We start from the raw sequence: 16908 nt of genomic DNA on the forward strand, positions 1-16908 counted from the left end.
GAGTCTGAAGATGAAAGCACTGTCTGTAGTCACGGCAGGCCTGCTGGCGCTTTCCGCCGGCGCCTTTGCACAGAGTAAAACCAGCGTCGTGCTGGTCCACGGCGCGTTTGCCGACGGCAGCAGCTGGAATAAGGTCATTACCCTGTTGCAGAAACAGCACGCAGAGGTCATTGCCGTCCAGCTGCCGCTCACGTCGCTAAAAGATGACGTTGCCGCCACAAAGCGGGCCATCGCCCGCGCGCAGGGTGACGTAGTGCTGGTGGGTCACTCCTGGGGCGGCACCGTGATTAGCGAAGCGGGCAACGATGCGCGGGTAAAATCGCTGGTGTATGTGGCGGCTTTCGCGCCGGACTCCGGCCAGTCGACGGCGGACCTGGCAGGAAGCTACCCTGCACCGCCGGGCAGCGCGGGCATTGCTAAAACGGCGGACAGCTATTTATACCTGCCGACGGAAGCCGTCAGGAAGGATTTCGAGCCTGACGTGAAGCCAGCCATTCAAGATACGATTGCAGCCACGCAGGGGCCAATTAAGGCCGAGGCGTTTGGTGAAAAGGTCGCCCACGCGGCGTGGCATGATAAACCGAGCTGGTATGTGGTGAGTCAGAATGACCGGATGATTAACCCGGCGCTTGAACGCGCGATGGCGAAGACGATCCACGCTAAAACCACCGAGGTGGCGGCGAGCCACGTGTCGATGGTGAGCCAGCCACAGATCGTTGCCCGGACGATTGAGCAGGCGATTGAAGCAAAGTAATTTTTTGCGAATTGTAGGCCGGGTAAGCGCAGCGCCACCCGGCAAAAAACAGCCTCAGCGCCCGCCATCCGCGGGATAATCCCGATTAATCCACGCGTGGTCCTCTTCCCAGGTGAACATCCATTTGCGCACCGGCCCGGCCATCACGTTGAGATAATAGCTGTCATACCCGGCCATCGTCGCCACCGGGTGGTATCCCTTCGGCACCATGACCACGTCACGGTTGTAGACCGCCATACACTCATCCAGCGCTCTGTCGTCGGTGTAAACCCGCTGCATGCAGAACCCCTGTTCCGGGTTGAGGCGATGGTAGTAGGTCTCCTCCAGGTAAGTCTCCCGGGGCGGGTTATCCGTGTCGTGCTTGTGGCTCGGGTACGAGCTGGTGCAGCCCTCGTTGGTCCAGACCTCCACCACCAGCAGGCTGTCGGCGGGCTTATCTTCCGGCAGAATGTTGTGCACGTAGCGCTGGTTGTGGCCCTTGCCGCGCGCCTCAGCGTCGATATCCTGCGGCGCAATCAGCCGCGTCGGATACGTGCCCTTGCCGGGGGCGGCGCAGACCGCCAGCTCGAGCCTCGTCAGCGCCTTCACCTGCACCGTCTCCTGCGGGGTAACGTACACCGCCCACGGCTTGATGCGCTCGAACGGGCTCATCCGCTCGCCGATGTCGTTAAACTGCGCGGAAGGCGTGCTGATGGAGGCGCGTCCGGCGACCAGCACCAGGCAACGCTCTTCGCTGACGGCGGGCAGCGTCAGCTGCTGCCCCTCATGTAGCTCATACGCCTCAAAGCCGACGTATCCCCACCCTGCGCGTTCCGGCGTGACGGACTGAGTGCGCCCCTCCGCGTTTGGCTGTTGCCAGCGTGATAACAGACGTGACATGTCACCTCCTCAAATCAGTCCGGCGTCGCGCGCCAGGCGGCTCAGGTTGTTATACCCCAGACGGGCGTAGGTCAGCGGATGGGCAACCGCCGGGTCCTGCTCCGCCTCCACCACCAGCCAGCCGTGATAGTCCTGCGCCTTCAGCAGCCGCATGATCGGCGGGTAATCCACGCAGCCGTCGCCCGGCACCGTAAACACGCCGCTCAGTACCGCATCAAGGAAGCTGGTTTTACGGTTTTTCACGTCCGCCAGCACGTCGGCACGCACGTCTTTGCAGTGAACGTGGTTGATACGCGACGCCCAGCGCTGCGCCACCGCCAGCGGATCGGCCCCGGCAAAGGTCAGGTGACCGGTGTCCAGCAGCAGTCCAACCTCTTCGCCGGTGTGGGTCATCAGGTTGTCCACGTCGTCAGCGGACTCAATCACCGTCCCCATATGGTGGTGATAGGCAATCTGCACCCCCTGCTGGTGGGTGTAGCGGGCAAATTCCGTGAGCTTCTCGCCATACTCCTTCCAGCGTGCCTGCGGGAAACGCGGGCGCAGATGCACCGGGGTCTGCTGCTCGCCGTGAATGCAGCCGCTCACTTCCGCAAACACCAGCACCTTTGCACCCAGCTCGCGCAACAGCGTCAGGTGGGACTGCACGGCGGCGATTTCCTCCTCCACGCTGCGCTCCAGCAGTCGGCCGGAGTACCAGCCGGAGACCAGCTGCAGGTCGTGGCGCTGCAGGATGGGGCCAAGCAGCCGCGCTTCGCGCGGGAATTTATTGCCCAGTTCGAACCCTGCAAAACCGGCCTCTTTACCTTCGCTCAGGCAGGTCTCCAGCGGCGTCTCTGCACCCAGAGAAGGCAGATCGTCGTTCGTCCACGTCAGCGGGTTAATGCCCAGTTGTACACTCATTGTCGTCTCCATTATGCGTGTCCGCGCTCGCGCCACCAGGCGATAAGCTGCAGGTAGTTGTCCCGGATGCGCGCCACCAGCTGCGCATCGTCAATATCGTGCTTCAGCCACGCGCGGGAGGCATCGCCGAACAGCGTGCGCCCTACGGCGAAGCCTTTAACCAGCGGCTGCCCCGCTGCGGCCCTGAAGTCGGCGCGCAGCTGTTCTGCAGGGGCATCCAGGCCGAGGATCACCACCCCGCGGCAGTGCGGGTCCCGGCGCTCGATAATCTCGCTCAGCGCCGTCCAGCCCTCCGCTGAGAGCGGCGGCAGCTTCCACCAGTCCGGGTAAATGCCGAGGTTGTAGAAGCGGGAGATGGCGCGCAGGTAGAGCTCGTCGCTGCGCGGCATGGTCGCAGGCAGGATCACCTCCAGCAGCAGCTCGTGCCCGGACTGACAGCAGGCGTGGTACACCTCAGCGATTTTCTGCTCCTGCTCCAGGCGCAGGCCGTGAGCATCTTCCGGGTGGAAAAAGACCAGGCACTTCACCACGTGCTCCTGCGGCCAGCTGATAAGCTGGGTGCCGATGTTGCCGTGCTCCATCTCCAGCGGACGCGAGCCCGGCAGCTCAATGGGGCGACCAATCCACCACCCCTCGCCGGTGATGGCGTTCAGCGCGTCCTGTCCAAAGGTGCCGTCGCACAGCAGGCCGGCTTTGCCCTCCAGCCCGGCCCGGCTCGCCGCCTCGCGGCTGGCCTGCAGGATCAGCTGCTTGAGGGCAGGAATACGTTTGAGCGACGCGCCGCACTGCAGCGCCATATCCTCAAGCTGGCTGCGGTGGTCGAACGCCATTACGCACAGCTCCGGCCATTCGCGGCGACGGGTGGTCACCCGGTGCAGATGGTTCAGACGCGGGTCGAGATCCGGGCGCGGCACATCCGCAGCGCGAGAGAGATAGTCATCCAGCTCGATTTTGCTCGGCATCGCCGGGGCGCAGCCGTGGCGCGAGACCACCAGCGCGCCGCAGGCGTTGGCATAGCGACACGCCTGCTCCCAGCCCTCGTCGTTCAGGTAGCCGCGCAGCAGGCCGGACATAAACGCATCCCCCGCGCCGAGGACGTTCAGCACCTCCACGCGCACGCCGGTCACCGTCAGGCCGTCGTCCAGCCGGGGCGGAATGGCGTCGGTATACACCGAGCAGCCGAGCGCACCGCGCTTGCAGACCAGCGTGGCCTGGCTCACCGCACGCACCTGCCCCAGCGCCTGCAGGGTCTCCGTGCTGCCGCCCGCGATATGGAACTCCTCCTCGGTGCCGACAATGACGTCGAAGAGGTGCAGCACCTCCTGCAGCTCGCGAGTGACCTTATCCGCGGCGATAAAGCGCGTTTCGCCGTCGCCTAAGGAGGTCAGCCCCCACAGCACCGGACGGTAGTCGATGTCCAGCACCGTGCGCACGCCGTGACGGCGGGCATAGCCCAGCGCCGTCAGCACCGCCTCGCGGGTCTGAGGATGAGAAAGGTGAGTCCCGGTGATGGCAAGACACCGTGCGGAGGCAATGTAGCTTTCGTCCACATCGCTGGCCGTAATGGCCATATCCGCGCAGTTATCGCGATAAAAAATCAGAGGAAAGGTGTCCCGGTCTTTAATGCCGAGTAGCACCAGCGCCGTGAGGCGGTCTTTATCGGTAATCAGATGGCTGGTATCGCAGCCCACCTGGCTGAGCTCTTCGCGCAGGAAGCGGCCCATATGCTCGTCGCCGACGCGCGCCAGCATCGACGAGCGCAGCCCCTGGCGCGCGGTGCCGTACGCCACGTTGCCGGACGAGCCGCCGAGGTATTTGGCGAAGCTCGACACATCCTCCAGACGGGCACCAATCTGCTGACTGTAGAGGTCTACCGCCACGCGGCCCATGCATATCACATCAAACTGCTTTTCCACGTTGATACCTCATCAGACAATATCGTTCACGTTCAGCCAGCGGCCTTCCCGGTGCGAGAGCGCGATCGCGTCCAGCACGCGCGACACCTTCCAGCCCTCTTCAAAGTCCGGCCACATCGGCACGTCGGCGGCAATCCCGTCCACCAGGTCGCGCACCTCCACCGTTTTTTGATCGTTAAAGCCTATCCCGTGGCCTGCGCCCATGCAGAACGCGGCGTAGTCGGGGTGTGCAGGGCCGACGAGTAAGGTGCGGAATCCCTGACGGTTAACCGGATCGTCATGCAGATAGAGCTTCAGCTCCGCCATGCGCTCCTGGGTGAAGCTGATGGCGCCTTTCGTCCCGGTAATGACGTACGACAGCCCCATCTTGCGGCCGCAGGCGACGCGGGAGGTTTCAATCACACCCTGCGCCCCGCCCGCGAAGCGCACCATCGCGTGGGCCTGATCCTCGTTTTCGACGGCAACCATGTCCGACGAGCCGGCCTTCGCCGGGCGTGCCGGGACCACGATCTTCAGGTCGCCGCAAACCTGCTCAATCTCCCCGACCAGGTACTGGGCCATATTGACGATATGCGCCGCGAGGTCGCCCAGCGCGCCCAGCCCGGCGGTCTCTTTAAAGCAGTGCCAGTGAATGGGCGAGCGCGGGTCGGCCATATAGTCTTCGTTGTGGGTGCCGTAGAAGTGGATCACCTCGCCAATCTCGCCGCGGGCGATAATCTCCTTCGCCAGCTGCGCCGTCGGGTTTTTCATGTAATTGAACCCCACCAGCGTTTTCACCCCGGCCCGCTTCGCGGCGTCGACCATCTCGCGCGCGTCGTGGGCGTTCAGCGCCAGCGGCTTCTCTGAGTAGACGTGCTTGCCGTGGCGGATCGCCTCCAGCGCCATCTCTTTATGCAGATGGTTGGGTGAGCAAATATCCACCACGTCGATCGCCGGGTCGGCCACCAGTGCCCGCCAGTCGCCAGTGGAGCGGTTGAAGCCAAACGCCTGCGCGCGCGCTGCCGCCAGCTCCGGCGTGACTTCCGCCACCATCTCGCGCACCAGCCTGCCGCGCAGGTTGAACACCGTCGGGGCCTGGGCATAGGCGATAGCGTGCGCCTTGCCGATATACCCGGTGCCAATCAATCCAATACGAACCTCTTTCATCGTGATCCTCACAGTGCGCCGCGACGGCTCTTGGCGTAGGTATCAAACGCCACCGCCAGAACGATAATTAATCCGGTGATAATCTGCTGGTAGTAGGCCGAGACGTTCATCAGCACCAGGCCGTTAATCAGAATCCCCATGATGATGGAGCCAATAATGGTTCCGCCGATGCGCCCGTAGCCGCCCATCAGCGAGGTGCCGCCAATCACCACAGAGGCGATGACGCGCAGCTCAAAGGAGATCCCGGCCACCGCCTCGGCGCTCCCCAGACGCGCGCTCAGAATGAAGCCCGCCAGCCCCGCCAGGCAGCCGATCAGCACGTAGACGCTGACCAGCACGCGCTTGACGTTCACCCCCGCCAGGCGCGCTGCCTCCGGGTTACCGCCGATGGCGTAGACGAAGCGGCCCCAGCGGGTTTTATGCAGCGCCAGATAGCCGCCGAGGGCGACGATGGCGAAGATCCAGATCGGAATGGAGATGCCGAGCAGCTCCCCGCGCCCCCACCAGCGGTAGCCCTGATCGAAACCGGCGATCGGCGCGCCGTCGTTGATCACCAGCGTCAGGCCGCGCCAGATGGTCATCCCGCCGAGGGTGACGATGAACGGCGGCAGGCGCAGGCGGGTCACGCCCAAACCGTGCAGGAAGCCAATCGCCGTGCCCATCGCCAGACAAATCCCCAGCCCAATCAGCCAGCTCATGCCGCCCCAGGCGTTCGGGTCGACGGTGGTGAAGTTGTCGCCCTTAATCACGTACGCCGCGGTCATGGCGCAGACCGCCAGAATGGAACCCACGGAGAGGTCAATCCCGGCGGTCAGGATGACGAAGGTCATCCCCACGGCCATGATCCCGTAGATGGAGACTTCGGTCAGGATGTTGAAAATATTGCGTTCAGAGAAAAAGTTGCTGTTCTGCGACTGGAAGAAGATCAGCAGCAGGATCATGAAAATCAGCACCCCGAAGCGCTCGAAGAAGGCGATGGGATCGATGCGTCCGGCGCGTTTGACCGGGGCCTGCGTTTTAGAAATCATCTGCGTCATGAGAAACTCCGTTATGCCGCGTTCAGGGCGTTGTGGTTGATGGCCATCATCGTCATCAGCCGTTCTTCGTTAGCGTCGTCACCGTGGATCTCGCCGGTCACTCGCCCTTCGCTCAGGGTAATGATCCGGTCTGACACCGCCATCACTTCAGGCAGATCGGAGGAGATCACGATCACCGCCACGCCCTTTTTTGCCATGTCAAACAGCACCTGGTGCACTTCCGATTTGGTCCCCACGTCGATGCCGCGCGTCGGCTCATCGACGATCAGCACCCGCGGGTTGAGCGCCATGCAGCGCGCGAGGATCACTTTTTGCTGGTTACCGCCGGAGAGCTTGCGCACCTCCTGCGCGCTGTTGACCATCTTGATCTGCAGCGCCTTGCGGTAGGACTCGATCAGATCGTCCTCTTTGCGGGTGTTCACGAACCAGCGCCACTGCAGCAGCGAGGAGAGGCACGAGAGCGACAGGTTGTCGCGAATCGACAGTCCCAGCACCGCCCCCTCTTTTTTGCGGTCTTCCGGCACCAGCGCCACGCCCTGGTCAAGGGCATAGAGCGGGTCGCGCGGCTGGTAGGGCACGCCGTCCAGCTCAAAGCTGCCCGAGGTAAACGCGTCCGCGCCAAAGAGGCAGCGGGCCACCTCGGTGCGCCCGGCGCCCACCAGTCCGGCAATGCCTAAGACCTCCCCGGCGTGGACGTGGAAGCTGATGTCGTGCAGGGCGATGCCGTGCGGATCCAGCGGCGGCTTTTCGCGGCTCAGCCCCTTCACCGCCAGGCGGACGGGTTTGTCCTCATGATGCGTTTCGCTGGCGGGACGGCGGTTAAAGGCCACGTCGCGCCCGACCATCAGGCGGATCAGCTGTTCGACGTTGGTCTCCGCCACCGCGCCGGTGCCAGTGAAGCGGCCGTCCTGGAAAACGGTGAAGCGGTCGCAGAGCTGGAAAACTTCGTGCAGACGGTGGGTAACGTAAATAATGCTCACGCCACGGTTTTTAAGCTCGCGCACCACGCGGTGCAGGCTTTCGACCTCGCTGTCGCTCAGCGCGGCGGAGGGTTCGTCCATAATGATGAGCCTGGCGTTGAGGGTCAGCGCCCGGGCGATCTCCACCATCTGCTGCTGGGCCACGCTCAGGCGGGCGACCGGGGTGGTCGGCGCAACGTTCAGCTGCAGATAGTCGAGAATGACCTGCGCCTCCTGATTGACCGCCTTTTCGTCGACGATCAGATTACGTTTACGCGGCTCGCGCCCGAGAAACATGTTTTCCGCGACGGTCATGTTGGGCAGCAGGTTGAATTCCTGATAGATGGTGATAATGCCCTTGTTCTGCCGTTCCACCGGGGAGTCGTCCACCGGCAGCGTTTCGCCGTTGAACCAGATCTCCCCGCGGGTTTGCGGCTGCGCCCCCGCGAGCGCCTTCAGCAGCGTGGATTTACCCGCCCCGTTTTCCCCCAGCAGAGCGTGGATCTCGCCCGCGCCGACGGTCAGCTGGGCGCTGCTTAACGCCCAGACGCCGGAAAAGCTTTTTGCCAGGTCGGTCACTTTCAGTAAGGGTTGCGACATCGGTCTGCTCCTCCTTTAGAGTGAGCCGCCGCGCCAGCGGCGGCTGCGGATAAATCAGTTACCGGCCTCACCGATACGCTCAGCCTGCTGCAGGTTCTCTTTGGTGATCAGCGTCGGCGGGTAGTCGGCCCCGGTGATGGCCTTCTTCTCGCGCACGTTGGCCACCAGCTGGCTCATCGCCGTCTGCACTGCAAAGCCCGGACGCTGATCCGCCGTCACCGCCAGCCAGCCATCGCGCACGCGGGCCAGCGCTTCCGGCACCGCATCAAACCCGGTGACCAGAATTTCACCCGGCTTCACGCCCTGGCTCTGCAGGGCTTCAATCGCCCCCAGCGCCATGTCGTCGTTGGCGGAGAGGATCACCTGCGGGCGTTTCGGCAGCGAGGGCAGCACGCTTTCCACGATGCGCATCCCTTCAGAACGCATCCAGTTGCCCGTCTGATCGGCGACGATCTTGTACTTATCCCCGCCCGCCTTCAGGCTGTCGCGGATCCCTTTGGTGCGTTCGATGTTGGAAGAGGAACCCGGCTGGCCGGTGAGCAGGATGATCTCTGCCCCGTCGGGGAATTTGGTTTTGACGAAGTCGCCAATCGCCTGACCGCCCTTGTAGTTGTTGGCGCCAAAGTGCGGCACCTTCTTCTGGCTGTCGACGGAGCGGTCAAGGGTGACCACCGGCAGCTTCGCATCCTGAATTTCATCCACCGCGCTGGAGACCGCGTTCACGTCGTTCGGGGAGACGATAAAGCCCTGCGCCCCGCGGGTGATGGCGTTTTCCAGGTCAGCCACCTGCTTCGGTGAACTGCCCTGCCCGTCCAGCACCTGAAGCTTCACGCCCATCTCTTTTGCGGCTTTTACCGCCGTGCGCTGCATGTGAACTTCAAACGGCATGGCCAGGTTTGGCGTACTGAACACAATTTGCTCGTTTTCGGCGAGGGCGGCCCCGGACGTCATGGCGATGAGGGCGGCTACGATCAGTTTTTTCATTATTATGTCTCTCTGTGTAGGGTGGTTGTGTTTAGAGGACGATCTCGCGCTGGCTGCGCAGCGATTCCAGCGCTTTATCCGCGAGGTACAGCGCACGTTCACCATCATCGCCGCTGCAGTCAGGCACCGCTTCGCCGCGCAGGACCGCAACAAAGTGTTCCCATTCCGCGGCGTAAGCGGATTTGTAGCGCTGCAGGAAGAAGTGTTCCGGCAGCGCGCTGGTGCAGCCCTGTTTGCCGTAGTGCTGCACCTGGTTTTCAAGAATGTTGCCCGCGCAAAGCAGCCCTTCGGAGCCGTGCAGTTCCAGGCGCTGGTCGTAGCCGTAAGATGAACGGCGGCTGTTAACGATGGTCGCCATCGCGCCGGAGGCATATTTCAGAACGATAAACGCGGTATCGATGTCGCCTGCCTCGCCAATCGCCGGATCCACCAGGTTGCTGCCCTGGGCATACACCGACACCGGCTCTTCGCCCATGATGAAGCGCGCCATGTCAAAGTCATGAATGGTCATATCGCGGAACATGCCGCCGGAGACGCGCACGTACTCCGCGGGCGGCGGAGACGGATCTCGGGAGATGATGAGCAGCGATTCCGGCTTGCCGATGCGCCCGGCCTGCGCGTCGGTTTTCACGCGGCGGAACTGCGGGTCAAAGCGGCGGTTAAAGCCGATAAACAGCGGCACGTCGTACTCTTTGACCACCTTCAGGCAGTCGCGCACGCGGGCGAGGTCGAGGTGTACCGGCTTTTCACAGAAGATGGCCTTGCCGTGGCGGGCGGCCATTTCAATCAGATCCGCGTGGGTATCGGTGGCAGAGGCGATCAGCACGGCGTGAACGTTAGGGTCGGTCATCGCTTCATCCAGGCTCTGCTGGCGGGCCTGATACTGCGTGGCGAGGCGGGTGGCAAATTCCTGATTCGGGTCAACCACGGACCAGAGCGTGGTCGCGCCGTGGCTGGCGATGTTAGCTGCATGTACCTGGCCAATTCGGCCAGCGCCCAGTAAAGCAATGTTAAACATAACGGCTCCCGGTGTTGGTGAATGCTGTGAACTAACGACTCTATAAATAAAACATTTATTTCATTTTTATAAATAGTGAAAATTATGTTTTTGAGTGCGGGTTAACACTTTTGAGATGAATGAGATAAATTTTGTTATCAATCTCACAACACAGGTGAACGTGCGGCACCTCCCCTCACCCCGGCCCTCTCCCTCAGGGAGAGGGAGTAAAAAACCACACCGAGCCGTCCCCTCTCCCTGAGGGAGAGGGTTAGGATGAGAGGAAAACAAAAATGAAATGAAAATTTCGTTACTTCGGGAAAACTCAATACTGACGGGCTTTTTTCACCTGCGACTGCGTTTGCTCCGCGGCCTCACGCACGGCAGACGACTCTGCCACCTGCGCATCACCGGTTCGCCACCAGGAGGCGTAGTCGTGGGTCATGGTCTTCGGCAGCACCTTGATGTCCAGCAGCGTCGGGCCAGGATGGGCGCGGGCCGCCTCCAGCGCCGCCAGCAGGCTTTGCTCATCGTTTACCCGCCACGCGCGGCAGCCGTAGCTTTCCGCATTTTGCGCAAAATCGACCTTCACCAGCGGCCCGTCAAGCCGTCCGGTTTCCGGGTTGCGATGGCGGTTTTCCGTGCCAAAGCTGCCCATGCCGTGCCCCATCTGCAGGTTGTTAATGCAGCCGAAGCTGGCGTTATCAAACAGCAGAACGGTGACCTTAATGCCCTCCTGAACGGCGGTTTGCAGCTCGGAGTGCAGCATCATGTAGGAGCCATCCCCCACCATGGCGTAAACCGGCTGCTCATGTCGGGCAAGCTTCGCGCCGATGGCCGCCGCAATCTCGTAGCCCATGCAGGAGTAGCCGTACTCCAGGTGATAGCTGTCCGGCGTTTTGACCTGCCAGAGGCGCTGTAAATCGCCCGGCAGCGAACCGGCCGCGCCCACCACGATGGCGTTATCTTCCACATGCTGGTTGATTAGCCCCAGCACCCGCGTCTGGGTCAGGCGGGTATTGAGCGTCTCGCCATACTCCGCCAGCTGCGCGTCCAGGTGCCCCGCCACTTCGGGCGCGTCGTCCGGACGCCACTGGCGATCCCACAGGCGACGGCACTCGTCGCGCCAGGCGGATTTCGCCTCAGCGATCGCCTCTCCCCAGCCGCTGCGGTAATCACCAAGCGCGTGGGTCAATGCCTCGAGCCCGGTTTGAGCGTCGGCAATCAGCGCCGTGGCGTCCAGCTTCAGGGCGTCAAACTCGGCCACGTTCAGCAGCAGGAATTCCACGTCCGGATGGGAAAAGAGCGCCTTGGAGCCGGTGGTAAAATCGGTCAGGCGCGTGCCGATGCCGATCACCAGGTCGGCCTGCGGCGCGAGCTGGTTGGCCGCCATCCCCCCCGTCACCCCTACGCCACCGAGGTTAAGTGGGTGGTCACTTACCAGCGCCCCCTTTCCGGCCTGGGTTTCGGCAAACGGCAGCTGCAGCGTCTCGACAAAGTCGCGAAACGCCTCATGCGCGCCGGAATAGCGCACGCCGCCGCCGCACACCACCAGCGGGCGACGCTTGCGGGCGATCAGCGCCCGCGCCTGCGCCAGACGCTGCGGATCGGGCGGACGGCGCTCGATGTGGTGCACACGACGCGCGAAGAAGCTCAGCGGGTAATCCCACGCTTCCCCCTGCACGTCCTGCGGGAGGCAAATCGTCACCGCACCGGTATCTGCCGGGTCAGTAAGCGTTCGCATCGCGCTGAGCATCGCGCTCATGAGTTGCTCCGGGCGGTTAATGCGGTCCCAGTAGCGGGAGACCGGACGGAAGCAGTCGTTGGTGCTGATGCTCAGATCGTGATACTGCTCGATCTGCTGCAGCACCGGGTCCGGCTGGCGGCTGGCGTAGATATCGCCCGGAAGCAGCAGCAGCGGGATGCGGTTCGCCGTGGCGGTTGCCGCCGCCGTAACCATATTGGCGGCACCCGGCCCGACGGAGGAGGTGACGGCAAAGATGCGCTGACGGCGGTGCTGTTTGGCGAATCCCGTCGCCATATGGGCAATGCCCTGCTCGTTGCAGCCCTGCATAACCTGCAGATGGCCCGGATCTTGTTCCAGCGCCTGGCCGATACCCAGCACGTTGCCGTGCCCAAAGATCGTCGCCACACCCTCCACGAAGGGCGTTTCGTTGCCGTCAACGCTGACGTACTGTTGATTCAGGAACCGGACCAGCGCCTGGGCCATGGTCATACGTTCGGTTTGCATAAAATCTCCTGTCAGCCCAGCGTCGGCATGGAGAACGCAGCGCCTGTCTCCTGCTGCATTTCCGGCCAGCGTGCGGTGATGGTTTTCATTCGGGTGTAGAAGCGCACGCCGTCATTGCCGTGGACGTTGAGCGCGCCGAAGATGGAACGCTTCCAGCCGCCGAAGCTGTGGAACGCCATCGGCACCGGGATCGGCACGTTGACCCCCACCATGCCCGCCTGCACCTCTTCGCAGAAGCGACGCGCGCAGCCGCCGTCGCGGGTGAAGATTGCCGAGCCATTACCATATTCATGGCGGTTAATCAGGTCCACCGCGCTGGCGTAATCTGCTACGCGCACCACAGAAAGCACCGGACCAAAAATCTCTTCTTTATAGATGGTCATCTCCGGGGTGACGTTATCGAACAGCGTCGGCCCGACGAAATAGCCCTGCTCGTGGCCCTTCACGCTGAAGCTGCGACCGTCCACGCGAAGCGTCGCCCCCTGCGCTTCTCCGCTGTCGATGTAGCCCAGCACCTTGCTGCGGTGCGCGGAGGAGATGAGCGGCCCCATTTCGTTTTCCGGCGACTGGTCCAGGCCCGGCCCGACGCGCAGCGCGGCAATCTGTTTTTCCAGCCGGGCGCAGAGGTCATCGGCGGTGTTATCGCCCACCGCCAGTACCACTGAAAGGGCCATGCAGCGCTCGCCCGCCGCGCCGTAGGCCGCGCCCATGATGGCGTTGGTCGCCATCTCCATGTCGGCATCCGGCATTAAAATGCAGTGGTTTTTCGCACCGCCCAGCGCCTGACAGCGTTTCCCGTGGGCGGAGGCGGTCTGGTAAATGTATTCGGCAATCGGCGTGGAGCCGACAAAGCTCACCGCCTGCACGCGCGGGTCGGTCAGGAGCACGTCAACGGACTCTTTATCGCCCTGCACCACGTTGAAGACGCCGTCCGGCAAGCCGGCCTCTTTCAGCAGCTGCGCCAGCGCGAGCGCGAGCGAAGGGTCTTTTTCCGACGGCTTCAGCACGAAGGTATTCCCGGTCGCCAGCGCAATCGGGAACATCCACATCGGCACCATCGCCGGGAAGTTAAACGGCGTGATCCCGACGCAGACGCCGAGCGGCTGCATCAGCGAGTGGCTGTCGACGCCGGTCCCGACGTTCGCCGAGTGTTCGCCCTTTTGCAGATGCGGAATACCGCAGGCAAACTCCACCACTTCCAGGCCGCGGGTCAGTTCGCCCACCGCGTCGGAGAAGACCTTGCCGTGCTCTTCGCTGATGAGGCGGGCCAGACGTTCCATATTCTCTTCCAGCAGCGCTTTGAAGCGGAACATCACACGCGCGCGCTTAAGCGGAGAATGACGCGCCCACGCCGGAAACGCCTGCTGTGCGGCGGCAATCGCCTGCTCCGTTTCCTGTGCCGTACTCATCACCACCTGACGGATCTGCTCGCCGGTGGCCGGGTTGAAGATCGCCTGAACGCGCTGGCCTGAACCGGTGACACATTCGCCGTGAATAAAATTCGCTACCGTCTCCATCCTTAACCTCTCGCTGTTGATACGTGACTTGACCTGAACACTGTGTACTGAACACTATATATGAAACAAATATTCCATTTTAAGTTGAAATAAAATAAATGATGATTATTGTGATCAAGGATGGATTTTTATGTTAACAGCCAGCACCACTGACGCCGCGTGCGCTATTAAGGGTTCTCGGGCGAGGAAATGACTGAATCTTCTGTTTCATTTTTGCTGCCAGATGGATGGCCGACATTTAAAAGACGCGGTTTTGCGTTTAGAATCATATGACTGTATTTGGGGGATAACATGACGACAGCAACCAGCCTGAACGAACTGCAGCAGCAAATCCGCGATCGCTACGATAGCCTGAGCAAGAGGCTGCAGCAGGTCTCCCGCTACGTGCTGGACAACACCAACAGCGTGGCGTTTGATACGGTTGCCGTTATTGCCGAGCGCGCCGACGTGCCGCCCTCGACGCTGATCCGCTTTGCCAACGCCTTTGACTTCACCGGCTTCAACGAAATGAAACAGCTGTTTCGCATGAACCTGGTGGAGGAGACCGCCAGCTACAGCGACCGCGCCCGGCTGTTCCGCGAGATGGAGAGCGAGGCCGTGCCGGAAACGCCGCTCGATATCCTGCAGGAGTTTGCCCGCTCGAACGCGCAGGCGCTGCAGCAGCTGGCCGCCCGCGCCGAGCCGGAGATGCTGGAGCGCGCGGTACAGCTGCTGGCCGACGCCGACACCATCTACATCGCCGGACTGCGTCGATCCTTTAGCGTCGCCGCGTACCTCACCTATGCTCTGAGCCATCTGGAGTGCCGCCCTATCCTGCTCGACGGCATGGGCGGGATGCTGCGCGAGCAAATCAGCCGCATTAAGGCGCGCGACATCGTGGTGTCGATAAGCTTCTCGCCGTACGCGGAAGAGACGGTGATGGTCAGCGAAACCGCCGCCAGCGTCGGCGCGCGGCAGATTGTGATTACGGACAGCCAGATCAGCCCGCTGGCGACGTTCAGCGATCTCTGCTTTGTGGTGAAAGAGGCGCAGGTGGATGCGTTTCGGTCTCAGTCGGCGACGCTGTGCCTGGTGCAATCGCTGGTGGTGGCGCTGGCGTATCGGTTGGGTGGCGGGGATAAATAACCCACGGTACCGCTCAACAGGCCGGGTAACATAAACCCGCTACCCGGCATAATCGCCGTTTCCGGTGTACATCCGCCCGATCTTAGCGGTTTTCGATCTCAGGACACTCAGGATAGCTGACCGAAGCGAGGGCATTTAGACGCTGCCCCGTAATCTGTAACACCCGCAGCAAAAGCATGATGCCGCGGCGGGTATCAGGGTCGTTGAGCATAGTAAACACCTGACGAAGCGAGATATCCCCTTCCCGGTTAACCTGCTCCCCCCACGCCATGCGTAGCGCGGTTCCCCCTTCCCAGCCGACGGTCACGACATCGTCAAAAACGCCAGCCAGTTTTTCGACCATCGCGTTATCGGCCATTTCCAGCAGGTCTGCGACGACGGCAAGCAGATCAACCAGATTATTCAGGCGATTGCCCGCCATAAGCGGGGCAAGGCTTTTTAGTAACTGTTCCTGGTCACTCATCAGAACATCCCCCTCACGACGCCCCAATACAGTCCACGGTTAAAACCGTTTCGCAGCATGCCGCCGAGTTTTGTCGCCGGCATGGGGGTCACGTCATTGCGATAGTCATATACCAACGGCATGCCGGCCCAGAGCCCCATCTGCGCGACGGCCTGAACCCGTCCATCATAATGATTACCGCTTCCGGGTGGTCTGCCGTAGAGCTCCGCCACAATGTTATCCGCGATGATGGGCGCCTGGTTGTGGCACGAGCCCCCGGCTTTACTGATCGGCAGGTCAACGGTATCGCCGATCACATATACCCCTTCTAACCCGTAGACGCCCAGCGTCTGGTGATCCGTCGGCAGCCAGCCTTCACCGTTCTGAACCTCGCTAAGCCCGGTATCACGCACCGCGTCGACTGCCCGGATGGGAGGCGTTGCCATCAGGATGTCGAAATTCTGTGAATCGCCCTCGGCGGAATAGGCAATTTTGCTGTCAGGATCGACATGGCTTAAGGTAAAACCACGCTGATGCTGTATTCCTTTGGCGGCAAAAATATCGCCAAGCGCCTCCCCCACCGGACGTTGCAGGAACAGGCAGTTTCGCAGCAACTGCGCGACGGTCGGATAGGTATAAACAATCTCAACCTGATTACGTACGCCGCGCTGACGCAAATAGTCATCAACCATCAGCGTGGTTTCAATGGGGGCGATGCCGCACTGGTGGGGCACATTCGGTGTTTCAGGGAAAGAGACGGTAATAAATATTCGCCCCTTTTTAAGGGTGGCGAGCTTATGCGCTAGCTGTCTTGCCGCCGCATATTGATAAAAATGATCGCCCGCGTCGGCAAGGCCAGGGATTTTTTGTGTAAAAGGTGTGCAGCCGGTGGCGATAACCAGCAGGTCCCAGTCGTAATGTCGCTTACTGGCCCCGTACAGTCGACGCTGCTTAAAATCGAAAGATTCAATCCTGTCGGTAATAAATTGAATTTCCGGACTCAGTAATTGCCGTTCAGGCCGGGCCAGTTCATGGTGATGGAAGAGGTTAAAGGCGACGTACATAAAGGCGGGTTTGTAGTAGTGCACTGGTGATTCGGAAATCAGTACCAGCTCTACCTGACCGGCAGCAATTTCACGTCGTAATTTCCTGGCCAGCAGGTTGGCAACAATGGTTCCTCCCGTGCCGCCGCCGACAATCATTATGCGGTTTTTCATTCCTTTATTCGCTCATGGTAGTGAATGGGAATTCACGTAACCAGACCGCTTCACTGTTACGCTCAGCTAAAGCGTAGTAACAGAGTAATATTCCGCAACATAACCACTAACAAGAAATTTAATTTTGACAACCCGATCAGCATTTATAATATACACTACAAAATATAATTTATATCTCTATAAC

Annotated in this window: 14 protein-coding genes; 2 read left to right on the plus strand and 12 right to left on the minus strand. The window is 61.4% G+C overall.

Going from position 1 to position 16908, the window contains the following annotated elements; translation table 11 throughout:
* The first annotated feature begins 10 nt into the window (after positions 1-10).
* On the plus strand, positions 11-754 hold the full coding sequence (locus ACEPLT_RS16475) for an alpha/beta fold hydrolase (RefSeq protein ID WP_447088287.1): 744 nt from the start codon (positions 11-13) through the stop codon (positions 752-754).
* A gap of 54 nt (positions 755-808) precedes the next feature.
* Here the strand turns inward: ACEPLT_RS16475 and iolB are convergent, their stop codons facing one another.
* The 10 genes from iolB to ACEPLT_RS16525 form a co-directional block, all read right to left on the minus strand.
* Positions 809-1633, minus strand: coding sequence for a 5-deoxy-glucuronate isomerase (gene iolB, locus ACEPLT_RS16480; RefSeq protein ID WP_055321486.1), 825 nt, complete (start codon positions 1631-1633; stop codon positions 809-811).
* 9 nt (positions 1634-1642) lie between these two features.
* Positions 1643-2533, minus strand: a complete 891-nt coding sequence (gene iolE, locus ACEPLT_RS16485) for a myo-inosose-2 dehydratase (RefSeq protein WP_232929027.1) — start codon at positions 2531-2533, stop codon at positions 1643-1645.
* Between the two features lie 11 nt (positions 2534-2544).
* Positions 2545-4449: a bifunctional 5-dehydro-2-deoxygluconokinase/5-dehydro-2-deoxyphosphogluconate aldolase gene (locus ACEPLT_RS16490; protein WP_039266839.1), complete on the minus strand. Its 1905-nt coding sequence runs from the start codon at positions 4447-4449 to the stop codon at positions 2545-2547.
* 12 nt (positions 4450-4461) lie between these two features.
* The gene (locus ACEPLT_RS16495) at positions 4462-5595 is read right to left on the minus strand and encodes a Gfo/Idh/MocA family protein (protein ID WP_232929025.1); all 1134 of its coding nucleotides are present in this window, start codon (positions 5593-5595) and stop codon (positions 4462-4464) included.
* Between the two features lie 8 nt (positions 5596-5603).
* Positions 5604-6632: an ABC transporter permease gene (locus ACEPLT_RS16500; RefSeq protein WP_008502116.1), complete on the minus strand. Its 1029-nt coding sequence runs from the start codon at positions 6630-6632 to the stop codon at positions 5604-5606.
* An 11-nt stretch (positions 6633-6643) separates the two neighbouring features.
* Positions 6644-8191, minus strand: coding sequence for a sugar ABC transporter ATP-binding protein (locus tag ACEPLT_RS16505; RefSeq protein ID WP_021241823.1), 1548 nt, complete (start codon positions 8189-8191; stop codon positions 6644-6646).
* 54 nt (positions 8192-8245) lie between these two features.
* Positions 8246-9175 carry a sugar ABC transporter substrate-binding protein gene (locus ACEPLT_RS16510; protein WP_008502118.1) on the minus strand — a complete coding sequence of 310 codons (930 nt, stop codon included), beginning with the start codon at positions 9173-9175 and terminating at the stop codon, positions 8246-8248.
* A gap of 31 nt (positions 9176-9206) precedes the next feature.
* On the minus strand, positions 9207-10193 hold the full coding sequence (gene iolG / locus ACEPLT_RS16515) for an inositol 2-dehydrogenase (RefSeq protein ID WP_023294280.1): 987 nt from the start codon (positions 10191-10193) through the stop codon (positions 9207-9209).
* Between the two features lie 304 nt (positions 10194-10497).
* Positions 10498-12423: a 3D-(3,5/4)-trihydroxycyclohexane-1,2-dione acylhydrolase (decyclizing) gene (gene iolD, locus ACEPLT_RS16520; protein WP_232929021.1), complete on the minus strand. Its 1926-nt coding sequence runs from the start codon at positions 12421-12423 to the stop codon at positions 10498-10500.
* 11 nt (positions 12424-12434) lie between these two features.
* Positions 12435-13940, minus strand: a complete 1506-nt coding sequence (locus tag ACEPLT_RS16525) for a CoA-acylating methylmalonate-semialdehyde dehydrogenase (RefSeq protein ID WP_232929018.1) — start codon at positions 13938-13940, stop codon at positions 12435-12437.
* Positions 13941-14231: 291 nt separating this feature from the next.
* Between ACEPLT_RS16525 and ACEPLT_RS16530 the strand changes: the two genes are divergently transcribed.
* Positions 14232-15065: a MurR/RpiR family transcriptional regulator gene (locus tag ACEPLT_RS16530; RefSeq protein ID WP_023344667.1), complete on the plus strand. Its 834-nt coding sequence runs from the start codon at positions 14232-14234 to the stop codon at positions 15063-15065.
* Positions 15066-15147: 82 nt separating this feature from the next.
* On the opposite strand, the gene ACEPLT_RS16535 is transcribed toward ACEPLT_RS16530, so the two are convergent.
* Both ACEPLT_RS16535 and ACEPLT_RS16540 read right to left on the minus strand, forming a co-directional pair.
* Complete coding sequence (locus tag ACEPLT_RS16535) at positions 15148-15528, minus strand: DUF1641 domain-containing protein (protein WP_023617688.1); 381 nt, start codon at positions 15526-15528, stop codon at positions 15148-15150.
* A complete protein-coding gene (locus tag ACEPLT_RS16540) occupies positions 15528-16724 on the minus strand; it encodes an NAD(P)/FAD-dependent oxidoreductase (RefSeq protein WP_032675322.1) in 1197 nt (398 codons plus the stop codon). Before ACEPLT_RS16540 ends, ACEPLT_RS16535 begins: the two co-directional genes overlap by 1 nt.
* Between the last annotated feature and the right edge of the window lie 184 nt (positions 16725-16908).

This window comes from Enterobacter sp. fkY84-1 (assembly GCF_052974705.1).